Source organism: Ferruginibacter profundus (genome assembly GCF_054783275.1).
The window spans coordinates 2,170,395-2,188,220 of sequence record NZ_BAAGQW010000001.1; the positions used below are offsets into that span (position 1 = coordinate 2,170,395).

The following is a 17,826-nucleotide window of genomic DNA, read 5'->3' on the forward strand; positions in this document are numbered from 1 at the left end:
AACAGTAGTTTTAGAAAATATTAATTGCTGATGTTGGCTTTGCTTCCTGCAATCGCAATGTCTTCGTCCTGCTGTGCACTTGCACTGCCGCTTACACCAACAGCACCTGCAACCTGCCCATCAATTATTATTGGAATACCACCTTGTAAAAAAGTATGCCCGACAGTGATCAATGCCTGCCTGCCGCCATTTATAGCATTTTCCAGTTTTGTAGAAGGCGCTTTAAACAGTGCGGAAGTATTGGCTTTCTTTATCGCCACTTCCGATGCTGCAGCAAATGTTCCATCAAGGCGTTCTAAATAAATTAAATTACCGCCATTATCTACTACTGCAATTGCTCCGCCAGGGGCTGCTTTTTCTTTTGCATAAACTACTGCAGCTGCAACAATTTTTTTTGATGCCTCAAGAGATAATGTTTTTTGGGTTATTAATTGTGCTTTTGCCGGTATTGAAAAAATAACTGCAGCAATCAATAACAAAGGGAAATGTTGTTGTAAAAATTTCATGGCTATACTTTAAAAGTTTGAAATAATAATTATTGATTAATCCATTGTTTTGGCAGGTTCATCAAACTCTACTGATTTTCCGGCTTTTTTTGCTACTACTTTTGGCCAGTACTCATCAGCCTTTTGAATGCTTGCGTTTACATCTTTATTAAATCTTTTATACGCATCTTGTGAATGTTGCAAATACAGCTTACCATTTTCTATTTGAAATATGGTGGGATCGATCGGTCTTAATTTACCTAGGCTCATAGCATAGCCGCAAAAAGCACCATATTGCGGGGCAAACATCTCCGGGTGATCTTTAAACATATTGGCATTAGCTTCTGTAGAAAACCAATAAGTAGCACCGTTGTAGCGGGCAAAATATTTTTCATTCCCCAATACAGCTTTTTTTTCGGTGAAATAGGATACTGCGTCATAACCCTGTAGTATCACGCCTTCTTTGTCAACATTATTTAAATAATTCTTCTCTTCATCTGTCGTAATTTGTTTGCCATGTTTGGCAGCAACTTTAGGCCAGTATTTATCTGCTTTAGCTAAATTCCCTGCTACATCTTTGTTCCAGCCTTTTACAGCACGTTCGTTATGTTGTATCACCAGCCTGCCATCAACAATCGAAAATGTATTAATGATAATCGGAGCCACACGGCCTAATGAAACCGCATAGGCACACCAGCCACCAAATTGCGGTTTATATTTTTCGGGATTGGTTTTAAATAAATCCTCATGTTCCTGAGAAGCAAAATAATAGATGGCGTCTTCATAAGTATATTGAAATTTTGCATCTCCCAATACCGGTTTATTATCGGTAAAAAATGCCACTGGGTCGTAGCCATCCAATATCACTCCTTTATCGTTCAGGTTGTTGAAATAGGTAGCCGCATTACCCTGTGCATGTACGCTGCCCAATGCCGTAAACACAAGGCATAAGGCAAAACACACTTTTAAAATAATAGTAAGTTTATTTGTTTTAGCATTACGATAATAAGAAATGGCCTTTAATGTCTTCGGCGTTTTTGTAAACTGTTTCATGACTTTATTTTTTGAGTACAAATAAACAACAGGTTAAAAGCCTTGCCTGTCGGGCATTTTACATTACGGCCATTTGTGCAATAAAAATACCCGGCATTTGTCGGGCATTTTGCAACCATCACTTTATTGATGATGCTAAATAGCTATTATGGAATTGAAAATTTAATACAACTCCAGCAAAACTTTTTTTATGGTCTCGTATTGGGTCCAGGGTATAAAATGATTGGCACCTGGTATCAATGTAAGATTAACAGAAGCTGCATTAATTAATTTCTTTTGTGCATAGCTGGCATTACCCACCGGAACCAGCGAATCTTTCATTCCATGCACAATAAATACCTTGCATTGTACCATCGCAAATTTATCCTGCAAGCTGTATACATCTTTTTTAAAGAATTTTAATTCAGTATTACTCGGCCGCATGGCACCCGGTACTAAATACCTGAATACGCCTGCATCAAGAACATAGCGCCACGATTCACTTTTTTCTTCTGCAGGGTCTACAGATCCTGCCAGCAGAACAAGCCCGTCAAAAAGGCCGGGATTGTCTGCATTCAATTGTATGATCATCGGGCCACCTAAAGAATGCCCCACTAAATACATTGGTTTATGGTTTTGCCATATTTTAAATAAGGGGCTGATCAATGCTGATTGTGCCGCTAAATGCCTGGCCTCGCCAAAATCACTATAACCAAAACCCGGACGGTCAATTGAAATCATCCGGAATTTCTGCAACAGCTCTTTATCCTGCATGTACCGGGCAAATGCTTCCCAGCTTCCCGGCGAACCGTGTACAAAAACAATTGTTGGCAACGTATCATTACCTGTTTTAGCATAATGCATGACGGCGTTGTTAATTTTAACCGTGGTAGTAGTTAAGCTTACGCCTGCCTTTTTAAAATCCGCTTTTGCTTCCGTATCACTTATCCTGAATTGCATACAACTCTGTGCTGCAATAACCCATATAAATAATAATATCCCCATTATTAAAAATGATCGCTTCATGATTTTTCTCCATTTCATTTTTTAAAACTACGGAAGGATTTTACCGGAATTGTCGGGCATCTTACATTAATCCATACATAAGCTGCCTTATTGATCTGATTGGAAAAATGCTGGCAGGTACACCCTGTAAAAAAATGCAGAACCATTGTAAGCCAACCGACATTATTCATAAAAATGAGCTCCCCTTTTTCATGAATAAAGATATTTTTTTAAACCCTGCATACGATTTACTTTTACAACCGGCAACCAGTTCCCATTTTTTTTTGACAGCAATAAAAACATATACCGAAGACGATCTGATAGCAGCGCTTAAAAAGCATGATAACAATGCTTTTGAATACCTGTATACCAATTACAAAGCGGCTTTGTTTACTGTTATTAACCAGGTTATTGCAGATAAGGAAATTGCACAGGATGTGCTACAGGAAGCTTTTATTACGGCCTGGAAAAACATTGATAAATACGATGCTTCCAAAGGACGTTTATTTACCTGGCTGTTTAATGTAACCCGTAACTGTGCCATCAATACCACCAGGAGCAAGGCGTTTAAATCCGAACAAAAAAACGATTCGTTCGACAATTACGTTACTTATGTGGATGAGAAAGATAACCTGAGCCAGAATATTAACCAGATCGGTTTAAGAAAACAGGTACACCTGCTGAGAGAAGAATATAAAAATGTGTTGGAACTTTCTTATTTTAATGGCTTTACACATGAAGAGATCGCCAAAATTTTAACCATACCGGTTGGTACCGTAAAAACAAGATTAAGAAATGCGCTGATAGAATTGCGCAAACAATTTGTATAATGGATATTAACAATTACATATCGTCGGGCATTATTGAAATGTATGTGATGGGTATTTGTTCGCCCGAAGAAAAAGCGGAGCTGGAATTGTTGCGTCCGCAATATCCCGAATTGCATGTTGCGATTATTGAATTTGAAAAAGTATTTGAAAATACCTTATTGCAAAGCGGTACTGAAGAGCCCGGCGAAGCTACTGATAAAAGAATTTTACAAACCCTGCAAAACTTACAAACCCCTGCACCGGTCATCAGCATCAACACTAAACCGCCTGCAGCAAAAAAAATAAACTGGATGATGCCGGTTGCGGCAACGGCTGTTTTGTTATTAGGTATCAGTGGCATGTATAATTTTACCATGTATAAAAAAATGCAGGCGCAGGAACTGGCCCTGGCAGCAAAAGACAAAGACAGTTCGTTACCTGCTGCTGATTATGCCGTACTGAAAAATCCTGCCATTACTCCTGTGGCTATGTATGGTGTGGCACCTTACACACTCTGCCGCTGCACTATGTACTGGGATAAAAAAACAGGCAAGGCATATATTATGATCCATCATTTGATTCCTTCTCCCGAAGATAAAAAATACCAGCTCTGGGCAATGGTAAATAATAAGCCGGTTAACGTGGGCATGGTGCATGATGAGATCCGTGACCGTTTTATTGAACTGGCCAATGTACCCGAAGGCGCAACTGCATTTAGCGTAACCCTGGAAAATATCGGCAACAATCAAATTCCTTCTGCCGATAAAACTTTTTTATACGGTAAGATTTAGTGCTTATTGTTCTGCCCTTTTAATTTTACAGGAATTTATTGCTACATAAAATTACTGCACAGAGATTATGCTGTATCCTTATTGTCTTTTGTAAATTACTGAAAGAACCGTATTTTTTTCAACCCAATACCAATGCTTTACTATGACCGCAATTGAAGCACTAAAAGAACAATGCAAGGTTTGTGAACCTTGTATATTAAATGCTCAAATAATAGAGTTTGAACAATTACCAGAAGATGAAAAATTCAACTTTGACTGGTATGAAAAAGACAAACACTATTTAATTCATTGCCTCAAATGTTCTGTTTATAATATTCTACCATGTCCCGTTAAAACAGAGTAAATATAACAATTTATAAAGAGGGGTTAATTACTATAAATTAACTCCTCTTCATATTAAAGCGGTTAGATTAAATCTATTAAATCTTTATCTGTTTTGAGTGATTGTTGTATTTTACGCTCCTTTTCAACAATTTCCTTTTCAACAAAAAGTAAAATCGCATTTGAAGCTCTATAAAAGGCACTATCCGTACAATGCTTTAAAATATCCTTTTCAACGTCTAGAATTATCTCAATTCTTGCTTCACCAGCCTTAGGAACATCAAATACTAACCCATCCCATAATTTATCTAATACGACATTCAGCTCATCATATAGCTGTTGGGTATAGTCTAAATGCAAATAAATCGTTCGATAAACTTCGTTTCTTATATGAATATTTTTATAGATTTCTTCATTTTTACCATCTATTTGCTTCACAAATTTTACTTTATCAGTAAAGTATAAAATAAATGATTTAACTAAGCTATCTCGGCTACTGTTATCAAGATTACTTCTAAGTTCTTTTAAAAGGGGTAGATAATAAAACGTGTAAAAATTAATTTCATCCATTTCATTACATAACGATAAAAAATTGCTGTACTCTGATAGTCTTTTTTCGGTTTTACTAAATCTTTCAATCATTTTTTTATACGCCCTTTCATTTTCTTCGGGGTTTAGGTTCTTTATAAAAGATGCGGCAAAATACTCTTGTAACGACCTATGTACAAATGAATACTTACCGTTATCCTCAACCCATAATGCAACCGCAGATTTTAAATCATCGATTAAATTTGAATTATCAAAATTGATCGATTTTATTCTTTGTTTTATTTTTTTGAATGTCGAATTAACATAATCAAAATCAAAATAAAAATGCTCATCAAAATAACTTAACAAGCTAAATGCCTTAAGAATTTCTTCAAACTGTTCTTGATTCAGTTGTGATTTCTTTTCACGGATATACCCCAGTTTTGTTTTACTATCATGTTCAGAAAAAAGAGCATTTACAACTCTTCTATAGAAAATATACTTCTTATCAGGGATTTCTGCGTATGTTTGAAATGTTAATATGTATAATGTAAGTAGTAAAGGGTTTGCTAAGAAACTTTCTATATAAGAACTTTTACTTTCCTTAATGGAAAGCTGTATTTTTTTAGCCAGCTCTTTTTCCCCCTTCAATTGTAATTCTATAAACTCATTAATTTCTTTAGGTTCTAATTTCTTTATGTGCAAATTTCTAAAAACCGAAAGGCTCTCGATATTAGAGTAAGGCCTTGACGTCAAGATAAATTTATTCTCATCGTATGCTGACATAAACAAATTCAGACTCTTGATCACATGATTTCTAATATCAGAGTTCAATTCATCAAAGCCATCAAGAAAAAATACAAATTTTCCCTTTTCAAATAATTTCTCAAGAATTTTACCATTTACGGATAATTTATTTTCGAAAACATGCTCACAGATAAATTCTTCGATATTACCATTTGTTCCATTTAAATATCTAAGTTCAATTAAAATTGGCAACGCAAATTGTTCCTTAATTGAGTTGAGAAATAAATGCTTGATTAAAGTACTTTTACCACTTCCTGCATCTCCAATTATAGTAACATAATTACCATCCGCAAATAAATTTTTTATATTACTTGTGTCAATTGTTTTCTTATGGTCCTGATTTAAATTTATTGGATAATAGATATCGTAGAGATACACCGGTGTATTACCTTTTAATAGTGTTTTAAAGCTTGAAAATTTAGTTTTGTGTTTCTCAAGATATTTCTTCACAGATTTACCTAGAAATTGCTTCCCTTCATCGTAAAGTGAATTGAAAATATTTTTACTTTCAGAAACCAATTGTTTAATAAATGCTTCAATTATTACCTTTATTAATTTCTCTTCCATAACTATTAAAATTTATTTACAAATTCGTATTGAAAATAAATATAATCAATATATCATTAAAAACTTTAAAATAATACTTTATATGTCCCCCGTTAATGTCCCCTAAAATAAAAAAAGCCTTGAGAGTCAATACTATCAAAGCTTTTAAGTGTTTATCTGTGCCCAGAACAGGATTCGAACCTGCACATCCTTGCGAACGCTGCCACCTGAAGGCAGTGCGTCTACCAATTTCGCCATCTGGGCTTTTGGTTAATTTGTTTAGCAGTTACGTGGAAACCTTAATAAAAAGCTCCCGGCAAACTGAAGAACTACCCAATAAACCAGTTAACCGGTACACCAATTAACGATTACGGGCTGCAAATGTAAATTAAAATTGCTCTCCAAAAAACTATATCTCATTTCTTTTCCAGCCAATCATCACCACCCCGGCAATTACCAGTATGGTTCCAACGATCTGGGCGGTAAAAATTTGTTCGCCCAAAATAAAGTGGGCCTGTATAATAGTGGATACCGGCCCAATACAGGAAACAATGGCCACATTATTGGAGCCCATCTTCTTCAGCCCTTCGGAGATGAGGAAGGATGGAATAACAGTGGCCACCACTGCAAGAAAGATCCCGTATTGCCAGAATTTTGTACTGCCCGATTCTATCACTGTAAAATTGCCATTCATTACAAAATGCAGCAATACCGCAGCTGCAGCAACCGTCATGGCATAGGCGGTGAATTTTGTGGCGCCTATCTGCGGAATTAACTGCCCGCTGCCGGCTACAAAAAAACCATAGGTAATGGCACATAAAAAAATGAGCAGGCTGCCATAATAAAAGTTAACGTTACCGGTATCCAGTTTCAGCTCGCCATAAAATGCAATGGCAGTACCGGCATACGTTAACAGTAATGCCATTTTTTGCACCGTTGAAACCTTTTGCTTAAAAAACAATGTAGTAATGAGCATGGTAATGGTGGGATACAAAAACAGGATCAGCCGCTCCAGCCCTGCAGAAATATATTGCAACCCCACAAAATCTAAAAAACTGCTGATATAATACCCCGATAAGCCCAGCACAATTAAAAACCACCATTGTTTAATGGTGAGTTTTTTATTTTCCCCCTGGTTGGTTTTATAAAAAGCAATCACCAGGTAAAAAGGTACCGCACATATCATCCGCACCGCCAGTAAACTCAATGCATCTGTTTTTATATCAGCAAATGCCTTTTTTACTATTACTGCTTTGGTAGAAAATAAAACGGCACCTATAAAAGTGACTATAAATCCTGCAGCAGAAATTTTTATTTTAGCTTCTTTATTCATGAAAAATAAAACCCCGACGAATAGTACCGGGGTTTAGAAAATAATAGGTCAACTTTCTTTAAAAATGCTGTTGCGAAAACAAAATGCCAGTTGGTAATTGCACCCTTCCGGGGATGGTGTTATGCACTCACATTAAAATCCCTCAACGCATCATTCAAACTGGTTTTTAAATCAGTGCTGGCTTTACGCTGGCCAATGATCAATGCACAACCAACACCATATTCGCCTGCAGGAAATTTTTTGGTATAGCTACCCGGTATCACCACACTCCTTGCAGGCACCCTTCCTTTCATTTCAACAGGTTCTGCGCCGCTTACATCAATGATCTTTGTAGATTGTGTCAATACCACGTTGGCCCCTAATACCGCTTCCCTTTCAACTATTACACCTTCCACCACAATACAACGGCTGCCTATAAAACAACCATCCTCAATAATAACAGGGCTGGCCTGCAATGGTTCCAGTACACCACCAATACCAACACCGCCACTCAAATGCACGCCTTTGCCAATCTGTGCGCAACTGCCTACCGTAGCCCAGGTATCCACCATGGTACCTTCATCTACATAAGCACCAATATTTACATAACTGGGCATCAGCACTACATTTTTGGCCAGGTAAGCACCATATCTTGCCACCGCATGCGGCACCGCACGTACACCTAAACCGGCGTAATCACTTTTCAATTTCATTTTATCATAAAACTCAAACGGAGGTAAGGTGTAGGTATGCATCTGCTGAATACCAAAGTACATCAGTATAGCCTGTTTTACCCATTCATTTACCTGCCACCCGTTTTCGGTGGGAGAGGCTGTCCTTAAACGTCCTTTATCCACTTCTTCAATCACTGCACGTACAGCATCTGAATATTTCTCATTTTTCAGCAATTCCCTGTTACTCCAGGCTTCTGATATCAAGTCTTTCATCTTTTAAAATTTTTGCAAACATAATAAATAAAATAGTTGATTTTTGCAGCCGTGTATATTAATTGATATTGAAACAGGCACAACACATATTAATTCGCTTGCCCAACTGGCTGGGAGACATGGTAATGAGTACTGCTTTTGTAAAAGCGGTGCAGCAGCAATATCCTGGTGCAGCAATTGATATAATCGCAAAAAAAGGGATCGCTTTCTTAGCAGATTATTTTCCTGCCCATAACCGGTGTTTTATTTTTAATAAAGAAGAATATCCCGGTTTAACCGGTGCCTATAAATTTGGCAGGCAAATACAAAAGCAAAAAAAATACGACATCTTCTTTTGCCTCCCCGATTCTTTATCATCTGCTGTAATGGGCCTGGCAGTTGGCGCAAAAAAAAGAGTGGGGTATAAAAAAGAATTACGTGCTGCATTACTTACCAATGCTTATCAAAAGAAAAAAAATATACACCGGGTAGAGGAATATGTTGATCTGCTGCAACAGTTTTTAAATAAAGAAATAAAAATACCACCGGTTGAATTGAAAAGTAATGCCGCTGTACATAAAAATGCGGTGATCGTAAATATAAATTCCGAAGCCGGTTCAAGAAGATTACCTAAAGAAAAAGCAGTGAGCGTTATTAACCTGCTGAGAAAAAATATTGACAATGAAATTATTTTAGCAGGCAGTAATAAAGAAGCGTCATTTGTTGAAGCAGTATTTACTGCACTGGAAAATACAAATAATATCAGCAATATGGCTGGTAAAACCAATTTAAATGAACTGATCAGTTTATTGGGCTCCTGTACTGTAATGCTTACAACAGATAGCGGGCCTGCACATGTTGCCAACGCATTGGGTACGCATACCATTGTTTTATTTGGTGCAGGTAACGAAAATAATACAGCGCCTTATAATCAACACAACCGTACCATCATTCGCCTGGGTGCATTACCTTGCGAACCCTGTGTAAGTAATACCTGCAAAGTATATGGCACACCGGAATGTTTATTAAGGCTGGATGATAACCTGGTAGTACAAAATGTAATTACCGTATTAAAAAATAAAAAGCATAACTGATGCTGTTTGCAAACGATATACAAGAGTGCATTACTGTTTTAGAAAACGGTGGCCTTATACTCTATCCTACTGATACCATCTGGGGTATTGGCTGCGATGCCACTAATGAAAAAGCTGTAGCTGAAATTTACAGGTTAAAACAAAGGACTGATGAAAAAAGCATGGTGGTTTTAGTAGCTGATGAAAAAACAATTACCGAATATATTACACAGCCTGATGTAAAAATATTTGATTACATAAAAGGGATCAATAAACCCACCACTGTTATTTATGAAGGAGCAACCGGCCTTGCAAAAAATGTAATTGCAAAAGATGGCAGCGCTGCTATAAGAATTGTAAAAGACGATTTTTGCAAACAGCTGATCAGGAATTTTAAAAAACCCATTGTATCTACTTCAGCAAATATTTCAGGCTATCCGCCGCCAACTATTTTTGCAGATATTGATATTGCCATACAAAATGGTGTTGATTATATAGTGCAATACCGGCAGGATGATGTAACGCCTGCAACCCCTTCTGCTATTGTAAAATGGCAGGCTGATGGCTCTTTACAAATCATTCGTTCTTAAAAAAATCCCGGAGGTATTTAAACCATCCGGGAATTATTGTTTGTTTGTACTGTAGTTATTTTATAATGTAAGCCCCACGCCCAGCTGAATACTCTGGCTCTTCCATTTATCTTTATTATCAATATCGTTCAGGTTACTTAATCCCACTGCATACCGGCCGTATACTTTAAAATGCGAAATATTCAACTGTACACCACCCAGCATACTGAAGTCGCCGCTTTTAAATGCATCCTTTCCGTTTTCAATAAAGGTGTTGCTTTTATTCATTAATATACCAAACTGTGGCCCTAACTGCAACGTGATAAGTTTACCGGCGTTGTAGTTTAAAAGTATAGGAATGGTCAGGTATTTCAGCTGCACATTGTCTAACTTATTAAACTGGTATATAGAACTGAATTTACTGGAAGTATCAACATTGATCTGGTTGAACAATACTTCGGGTTGAATGGCGAATTTTTTACCCAGCCCGATGGTAGCAAAACCACCTATGTGATAACCATAAGAAAACTCTTCCTTAAAAGTTTGCCCGGTTAGTTTATTCATTGTGGCACCACCTTTTGCCCCGATCTTTAAACTTTGAGAAAAAGCACTGAAACTGATAATACTGATTACAGCGGTTAATAAGAGTTTTGTTTTCATAAATAAATGTTTAGTTGCGGATTAATATTCAACTAATATGCCAACGGCAACCCCGCCTGCCTAATATTTTGTTAAGACGATCAGTTAAAAGGATAAACCGGCGGTTACAGAAAAAATTGCAGTGAATCTTTTACCCGTTGTTTCAGGCAGGTAATAATCTAAATAAACATTTGGCTGCAGGGAGAATTTGCCGATGCCATAATTAAAGTCGAAAGAAGCAGCAACGGATTGTACCTGGAATTTATTTGAAGCTTCAATTTTTTTTCTTTTACTCAATACTTTTCTGTCAAAGATTTTATTCAGGTGTGTTTGTGTAAGCTGGTCACTTCCCATATTCAGGATAAGAGAGGGTACAAAATCAAGTTCATCATCTTTATCAAACAACTTATAAAAACTAAAATCATGTTCAATATTGGCTGATACTGAAAAATAGCTTGTTTTATTATGTGTAGAATCAATCCCCGAAATAACTATTGTGGTATCACTGCCATTGGGCAATGGTAACAGGCGATGTATTTTTTTGCTATAACTTTCAAAAACAGCTTCTTTATATGCTCCGTTATCAAACCCCAGTGCCAGGCCGGGTTGTATAATTCCTTTCGCTTTTTTAATATACCCGTAAATGTCATTTTGGTACAAAGAGTTGTTGTTGTATTTATTTTTTTCGCTCAGGTACCGGGTATAAGTAATTCCGGCATTAACTGTTTTGCCGGTATAATCATATCCTGCACTTAAACCGGTTTGGTATAAATTCAAACTACCTGTACTGTCTGTTATTAAAAAACCTGTTACCCCAAAACTAAAACCGCTTTTGGTACGGTACATTAATGAAGGCGTAAAAATTATCTTATTATCCACCCCGGTGGCATTAGCTGCATTATTGTGGGAACTAAATGCCCCGTTACCAACCCCAATACTAACGTCAAAGGAACTTTTTGGCCCGTCCTTCATCATCTTTAAAAACTCATCATTAGCCAGCATCGAGTCCAGGGCTTCCTTATCTTTTTGAGAAAGCGAATCGGTTTGGGCAACACAAAGGGAACAACTGCAAACAGCTATAACAAGAATCAGGTAAAATTTGCGCATAAGATTAAGTAGGTTTTGTAAGACTGCGGTGGTCAAAAATAGTTTAACGGCTTGTAAATTACCGGTTAAAAACGTAAACTTTGCCCTTAAGATTGTTTTACCGGCTAAAAACCTTACCTTTGCGCCCAATTATTAATAACTGAGAATTACATGACATGCTCAGTTGCTGTTGAAAGAGGATTGCTGCAATCAGGTTTCACTACTCACTAACAACCGCTGAAGGTCCTGCTGAATTGCAGGAGCCAACGGGGTTCTCCAACGGCCAAAGCATGACACATCCGGTAAATGAATGCCGGAACAAACATGTGGCTATCACAAAACAAATTTAAATGAATGCATTTGAAGCCTTAGGCTTAAACGAACATTTGGTACAAGCTGTTGCCGACCTGGGATTTGAAAAACCGAGTGAAATACAGGAAAAAGCCATTCCCGTATTATTATCCGGCACCACCGATTTTATCGGCCTTGCCCAAACCGGTACCGGAAAAACTGCGGCCTTTGGATTACCGCTCTTACAATTAATCGATCCTGCACAAAGACACGCCCAGGCCTTAGTGGTTTGCCCTACCAGGGAATTGTGCCTGCAGATCACCAATGACCTGGAGAAATTTAAAAAACACAGTAAAAATATATTTACCGAAGCCGTATATGGTGGTGCTTCTATCACCATGCAGATCCGTAACCTTAAAAAAGGTGTACAGATCGTTGTTGCAACACCGGGCAGGTTAATTGACCTTATCGAAAGAAAAGCCATCGACCTGCAGAAAGTAAAATACGTGGTATTGGATGAGGCTGATGAAATGCTGAACATGGGTTTCAGGGATGATATTGATTTTGTATTAAAGAATACCATCAACAGGGAAAGCATCTGGTTGTTCAGTGCCACCATGCCGCCTGAAGTAAGGGCCATTTCCAGGAACTACATGGAAACACCAAAAGAAGTTACCGTAGGTAAAAAGAATAGCGGAAACGTTAATATCGATCACCAGTATTTTGTAGTGCCTCAGCAACATCGTTATGAAGCATTAAAACGACTGATCGATTTTAACCCCGGTATGTATGGTATCATCTTTACACGTACTAAAATTGATGCACAGGAAATAAGCGAACGCCTGGCAAAATCAGGTTACGAAATTGAAGCTTTGCATGGCGATCTTACGCAACAGCAGCGTGATAAAGTAATGGGCCGTTTCCGTACCAAAAGCCTGCAATTGCTTATTGCAACCGATGTGGCTGCAAGAGGTATTGATGTGGATGGTGTAACACACGTGATCAACTTTGAATTACCTGATGATATGGAAGTGTACACCCACCGCAGCGGACGTACAGGCCGTGCCGGCAAAACCGGTATCTGTTTATCTATTTGCCATAGCAGGGAAACTTTTAAGATCAAATCTTTAGAAAGAATGATCAATGCACAATTTCATAAAGTTGATGTGCCATCCGGTAAAGATGTTTGCCGTAAACAATTCTTCCACTTTATGGATACCTTGATGCAGGCAGATGTAAGCAGCGGTGATTATGAAACCTATATGCCCGACCTGATGGAAAAATTTGCAGCCGTAAGTAAGGAAGAAGTTTTACAAAGAGTAGCCTCTCTGGAATTCAACCACTTTTTAAAATATTACGAAAACGCTGAAGATCTTAACCGAAGCGATATCCGTGGCGACAGAAGGCAACCTTCTGCCGGTGGTGATGCAAGAGACGGCAGCAGGAAAGAACGTACCGATTTTAACAGGCGTGATAATGGCTATACAAGATTGTTCATCAACCTTGGTACCAAAGATGGTTTTTATAAAGCCAGCTTTTTACAATTCATATTAGATGAAAGCAATCTTAAAAAAGAAGTGCTGGGTAAAATTGATATGAGAGATATGAACAGCTGGATTGAAATTGATAAGGCCGAAGCCGGGAGAATGATCACTGCAATTGATGGTAAACGTTATAACAACCGCACCATTCGCATGAATGAGGCCGATGGTGGTTTTAAACGCCCTAACGATGAAGGCAGTGGCGGCGGAAGGGAAAGAAAAAGAACTTACGCTCCAAAAGAAAGAAGGAGTTTCAGATAATTTTTTTGATGCAAAAATCCCCGGTTAAATTTCCGGGGATTTTTTTATTGCTGCAATTGTTCTTTTAAAAAATATTATTGATACAATAATGAGTGCATACAAAAAACTGCCTGTTACACCAATGATGCTATCGTCAAAACTTTTATGTGTGGTATCCTGTAAATAGTGCACCCAAAAAATTACAGCAGCTAAAAGTATAAGTACAGGCCAGTAAAAAACACTGGCATTACTAATTGGCAAATCATTTGCTTTAGGCATTTTTAAAACCACCCATAAAATATACAACGCTCCAAGCAAAGATCCTGTTACCTGCAAAATAAAATATACCGGCATGGTAAATTTCCATATTGCTACTTCGCTGCTGAAAAAAGGATACAGTTGTACAAATACACCATCGCCGTGCGTAAACTCATCTGATAAAATATGTGATAAAACGCCTGCTACAACAGCAATAAAAAATCTTAATTTATTTTCCTTATAATAATTGCCCCAGTTAAAAGTAGTAGCTGCTGCAAGCCTTACCCTGAAGCATTTTGGCAAATGCGGTACCAGCGTATTTCTTATTATCAAATGAAAAACAAAACTCAGCAATAAAGCTACCGGGATATCAAACAACATGATACCTAACCAGGTGTGGCCAAAGTTTTCGGTGTTTCTTAACCGGATCAAAAACTCCACATCGGGCACAATACTTCCTGCAATTAACCCTGTTAACGAAAATGGTTTGCGCTTAAGTTTATCAAGCGGTAAAATTATAGCAGGATGCGAAAATGTAAACGGCATTGTAAATGGTAAACTTTACTTGATTTAAACCGACCCGTAAGATACGTTAGTAAACAAAAATACTACTTATTGATTTTTATTGCCGGTATGACCAAAATCATTTTCCTTTTGAATTACTATATCGAAATTTGCTTTATGAACATCTGGAAAAATATCATCAACAGACCCTCATAATTCCGCCCTCCCCCCTTCTCTGCCATTTCATTTTTTTTCAGTAAACATTTATTGTATGCAAACGATCATTGAACCGTTCAGGATAAAATCTGTTGAACCCATTTATTTTAATACCCCCGAACAACGCCGTATCATTTTAGAAAAAGCTTTTTACAACCCCTTTTTAATACATTCCACTGATGTATTGATTGACCTGCTCACCGATAGCGGCACCAGCGCCATGAGCAGCAACCAATGGGCAGGTATTATGCAGGGCGATGAATCTTACGCCGGCAGTCCCAGTTTCTTTCGCTTCCAAGAAACAGTACAGAACATTACCGGCATGCCGTTGATCATTCCAACACACCAGGGAAGGGCAGCTGAAAAAATATTATTCAGCATAATGGGTGGTAAAGGAAAATATTTTGTCAGTAATACCTTATTCGATACAACAAGGGCAAACATAGAATTTTCGGGTGCCGAAGGTATTGACTGTATTTGCGAAGAAGGAAAACATCCGGCTATACCTGCTCCGTTTAAAGGAAATATGGATACGGTTTTGTTGAAAAAAATTATTGACAAAAAAGGAGCCGCAAATATTCCGCTTTGCATCATTACGGTAACTAATAATTCCGGTGGCGGACAACCGGTAAGCATGCAAAATATCAGGGAGGTTAAAAATATCTGCATGCAATACCATATCCCACTCTTTATTGATGCCTGCCGCTTTGCAGAAAATGCCTATTTCATAAAACTGCGTGAGCCGGGGTATGCAAATAAAACGGTAAGAGAAATTGCAAAGGAATTATTCTCTTACGCCGACGGTTGCACTATGAGTGCAAAAAAAGATGCGTTTGCAAATATCGGTGGTTTTTTGGCCATGCGTAATGAAGCACTTGCGCAGCAATGCCGCAATCTTTTAATAATGACAGAAGGTTTTCCTACTTACGGAGGCCTTGCAGGCAGAGACCTTGAAGCCATTGCGATAGGATTAAATGAAGTACTGGATGAACATTATCTCCAATACCGCATACGCAGTATCGAATACCTCACCAATAAATTAATTACTGCCGGTGTGCCTGTAATGCAACCTGCAGGCGGCCATGCCGTTTATCTTGATGCCAAAGCATTTCTGCAGCATATTCCTGCCGGTCAATATCCCGGGCAGGCACTGGCGGGGGCTTTGTACTTACACGGTGGCATCCGCAGCGTGGAGATTGGTTCTCTTATGTTTGGCAAGTATGATAGCAATAAAAAACTCATCCCTGCACCATTGGAACTGGTGCGCCTTGCTATCCCGAGAAGAGTTTATACACAAAGCCATATTGATTATGTAGCAGAAGTGATTATTGAAGTGTTCAATAACCGCCATGCAATTAAAGGACTGCAGGTAATTGAAGAAGCTCCCACCTTACGCCATTTTACAGCAAAACTAAAACCCGTTCAATAAAATAACAACAATGAAAAATATAAAACACAGCTGGGCAGAACCCTACAAAATAAAAATGGTAGAGTTGTTAAAAATGACCACTCCGCAGCAAAGAAAAAAAGCCATGCAGGAAGCCGGTTTTAATACTTTTTTATTAAGATCAGAGGATGTCTATATCGACCTGCTTACCGATAGCGGTACGTCTGCCATGAGCGACAGGCAATGGGCAGGCATGATGATGGGTGATGAAGCCTATGCAGGCAGCAGGAATTTTTATCACCTTGAAAAAGTAGTTAAGGATACCTATGGCTATAAATACCTTATACCCACACACCAGGGCCGCGGCGCAGAAAATATTTTATCGAAGATATTAATTAAAAAAGGCGATATCATTCCCGGTAATATGTATTTCACCACTACACGTTTGCACCAGGAATTAGCCGGAGGAAAATTTGAAGACATTATTATTGATGAAGCGCATGACCCGGAGAATGAATTTCCTTTTAAGGGCAATGTTGATCTGAACAAACTGGAAAAACTTATTAAAAAATATGGTGCAAAAAAAATACCTTATGTAAGTATTGCTACCAGCGTAAACATGGCAGGCGGCCAACCCATCAGCATAAAAAATTTAAAAGAACTGCGAACGCTTACAAAAAAACACGGCATCCGAATCATACATGATATGACAAGAGTAGCCGAGAATGCTTATTTTATTCAGCAAAAAGAAAAAGGGTACCAGTACAAAACGATCCGGTCTATTGTAAAGGAAATTTGCTCTTACACCGACGGTGCCACTATGAGCGCAAAGAAAGATGCGTTGGTAAATATCGGTGGTTTTCTTGCAGTGAATGATTGGGATGTTTTTGAAGAAGCAAGAAACATGGTGGTAGTGTATGAAGGGCTGCATACTTATGGTGGCCTTGCCGGACGAGACATGGAAGCGATGGCCATTGGCATTGGTGAAAGTGTAAGTGATGATCATATTAAAGCCAGGGTTGGCCAGGTGATTTACCTGGGCGAAAAAATGATGTCTTACAATGTTCCGATAGTAAAACCAATTGGCGGCCACGGCATTTTTGTAGATGCAAAAAAATTTTTACCGCATATTGAACAGCACCAGTTTCCTGCACAAACTTTAGCTGCAGAAATATATCTTGATGCGGGTGTGAGAACTATGGAAAGAGGTGTTGTGTCAGCAGGGCGTAAAGCTAACGGAGAAAATTATTATCCTAAACTGGAACTGGTAAGGTTTACCATTCCCCGCCGCGTATACACACAGGCACATATGGATGTGATTGCAGAATCCGCCGCAAGGGTTTATGAAAAACGAAATACGATCAAAGGATTGAAGATGGTATACGAACCAAAATATTTAAGATTCTTCCAGGCCAGGTTCGAAAAATTATAAATCAACGATCTCTGCAACCAATACAAAG

16 protein-coding genes and 1 tRNA gene are annotated in these 17,826 nt (G+C 38.2%); 7 read left to right on the plus strand and 10 right to left on the minus strand.

The window, feature by feature from the left end; all coding sequences use genetic code 11:
• Nucleotides 1-20 precede the first annotated feature (20 nt).
• From ACYVM0_RS09200 to ACYVM0_RS09210, 3 genes are all read right to left on the minus strand, one after another.
• Nucleotides 21-506 (minus strand): GlcG/HbpS family heme-binding protein, encoded by a 486-nt coding sequence (locus ACYVM0_RS09200; protein WP_460555790.1) that lies wholly within the window; start codon nucleotides 504-506, stop codon nucleotides 21-23.
• A 36-nt stretch (nucleotides 507-542) separates the two neighbouring features.
• Nucleotides 543-1,538: a YHS domain-containing (seleno)protein gene (locus ACYVM0_RS09205; RefSeq protein WP_460555793.1), complete on the minus strand. Its 996-nt coding sequence runs from the start codon at nucleotides 1,536-1,538 to the stop codon at nucleotides 543-545.
• A gap of 162 nt (nucleotides 1,539-1,700) precedes the next feature.
• Entirely contained in the window at nucleotides 1,701-2,561 is an 861-nt protein-coding gene (locus ACYVM0_RS09210; protein WP_460555796.1) for an alpha/beta fold hydrolase, read from the minus strand.
• A gap of 173 nt (nucleotides 2,562-2,734) precedes the next feature.
• Between ACYVM0_RS09210 and ACYVM0_RS09215 the strand changes: the two genes are divergently transcribed.
• Nucleotides 2,735-3,352 carry an RNA polymerase sigma factor gene (locus ACYVM0_RS09215; protein WP_460555799.1) on the plus strand — a complete coding sequence of 206 codons (618 nt, stop codon included), beginning with the start codon at nucleotides 2,735-2,737 and terminating at the stop codon, nucleotides 3,350-3,352.
• The gene (locus ACYVM0_RS09220; RefSeq protein WP_460555802.1) at nucleotides 3,352-4,122 is read left to right on the plus strand and encodes an anti-sigma factor; all 771 of its coding nucleotides are present in this window, start codon (nucleotides 3,352-3,354) and stop codon (nucleotides 4,120-4,122) included. The genes ACYVM0_RS09215 and ACYVM0_RS09220 overlap by 1 nt, the downstream gene beginning before the upstream one ends.
• A gap of 405 nt (nucleotides 4,123-4,527) precedes the next feature.
• Here ACYVM0_RS09220 and ACYVM0_RS09225 read toward each other — a convergent pair whose 3' ends face one another.
• From ACYVM0_RS09225 to ACYVM0_RS09240, 4 genes are all read right to left on the minus strand, one after another.
• Nucleotides 4,528-6,345, minus strand: a complete 1,818-nt coding sequence (locus ACYVM0_RS09225) for an NACHT domain-containing protein (protein ID WP_460555805.1) — start codon at nucleotides 6,343-6,345, stop codon at nucleotides 4,528-4,530.
• 159 nt (nucleotides 6,346-6,504) lie between these two features.
• A tRNA-Leu gene (locus ACYVM0_RS09230) sits at nucleotides 6,505-6,588 on the minus strand.
• A 145-nt stretch (nucleotides 6,589-6,733) separates the two neighbouring features.
• On the minus strand, nucleotides 6,734-7,657 hold the full coding sequence (locus ACYVM0_RS09235; RefSeq protein WP_460555808.1) for a DMT family transporter: 924 nt from the start codon (nucleotides 7,655-7,657) through the stop codon (nucleotides 6,734-6,736).
• A gap of 119 nt (nucleotides 7,658-7,776) precedes the next feature.
• On the minus strand, nucleotides 7,777-8,583 hold the full coding sequence (locus ACYVM0_RS09240) for a 2,3,4,5-tetrahydropyridine-2,6-dicarboxylate N-succinyltransferase (RefSeq protein WP_460555811.1): 807 nt from the start codon (nucleotides 8,581-8,583) through the stop codon (nucleotides 7,777-7,779).
• 68 nt (nucleotides 8,584-8,651) lie between these two features.
• Between ACYVM0_RS09240 and waaF the strand changes: the two genes are divergently transcribed.
• Nucleotides 8,652-9,656 (plus strand): lipopolysaccharide heptosyltransferase II, encoded by a 1,005-nt coding sequence (gene waaF, locus ACYVM0_RS09245; protein ID WP_460555814.1) that lies wholly within the window; start codon nucleotides 8,652-8,654, stop codon nucleotides 9,654-9,656.
• On the plus strand, nucleotides 9,656-10,225 hold the full coding sequence (locus tag ACYVM0_RS09250; protein ID WP_460555817.1) for an L-threonylcarbamoyladenylate synthase: 570 nt from the start codon (nucleotides 9,656-9,658) through the stop codon (nucleotides 10,223-10,225). Before waaF ends, ACYVM0_RS09250 begins: the two co-directional genes overlap by 1 nt.
• A gap of 60 nt (nucleotides 10,226-10,285) precedes the next feature.
• On the opposite strand, the gene ACYVM0_RS09255 is transcribed toward ACYVM0_RS09250, so the two are convergent.
• Together ACYVM0_RS09255 and ACYVM0_RS09260 are read right to left on the minus strand one after the other, a co-directional pair.
• Nucleotides 10,286-10,864, minus strand: coding sequence for a porin family protein (locus ACYVM0_RS09255; protein WP_460555820.1), 579 nt, complete (start codon nucleotides 10,862-10,864; stop codon nucleotides 10,286-10,288).
• Nucleotides 10,865-10,948: 84 nt separating this feature from the next.
• Entirely contained in the window at nucleotides 10,949-11,950 is a 1,002-nt protein-coding gene (locus ACYVM0_RS09260) for a hypothetical protein (protein ID WP_460555823.1), read from the minus strand.
• 329 nt (nucleotides 11,951-12,279) lie between these two features.
• Between ACYVM0_RS09260 and ACYVM0_RS09265 the strand changes: the two genes are divergently transcribed.
• Nucleotides 12,280-14,022, plus strand: coding sequence for a DEAD/DEAH box helicase (locus ACYVM0_RS09265; RefSeq protein ID WP_460555826.1), 1,743 nt, complete (start codon nucleotides 12,280-12,282; stop codon nucleotides 14,020-14,022).
• 24 nt (nucleotides 14,023-14,046) lie between these two features.
• Here the strand turns inward: ACYVM0_RS09265 and ACYVM0_RS09270 are convergent, their stop codons facing one another.
• Nucleotides 14,047-14,805 carry a DUF4184 family protein gene (locus tag ACYVM0_RS09270; RefSeq protein ID WP_460555829.1) on the minus strand — a complete coding sequence of 253 codons (759 nt, stop codon included), beginning with the start codon at nucleotides 14,803-14,805 and terminating at the stop codon, nucleotides 14,047-14,049.
• Nucleotides 14,806-15,034: 229 nt separating this feature from the next.
• Here ACYVM0_RS09270 and ACYVM0_RS09275 point away from each other — a divergent pair, with 229 nt between their 5' ends.
• Both ACYVM0_RS09275 and ACYVM0_RS09280 read left to right on the plus strand, forming a co-directional pair.
• Nucleotides 15,035-16,408 (plus strand): tryptophanase, encoded by a 1,374-nt coding sequence (locus ACYVM0_RS09275; RefSeq protein ID WP_460555832.1) that lies wholly within the window; start codon nucleotides 15,035-15,037, stop codon nucleotides 16,406-16,408.
• Nucleotides 16,409-16,418: 10 nt separating this feature from the next.
• Nucleotides 16,419-17,798 (plus strand): tryptophanase, encoded by a 1,380-nt coding sequence (locus ACYVM0_RS09280; RefSeq protein ID WP_460555834.1) that lies wholly within the window; start codon nucleotides 16,419-16,421, stop codon nucleotides 17,796-17,798.
• Nucleotides 17,799-17,826: the final 28 nt, after the last annotated feature.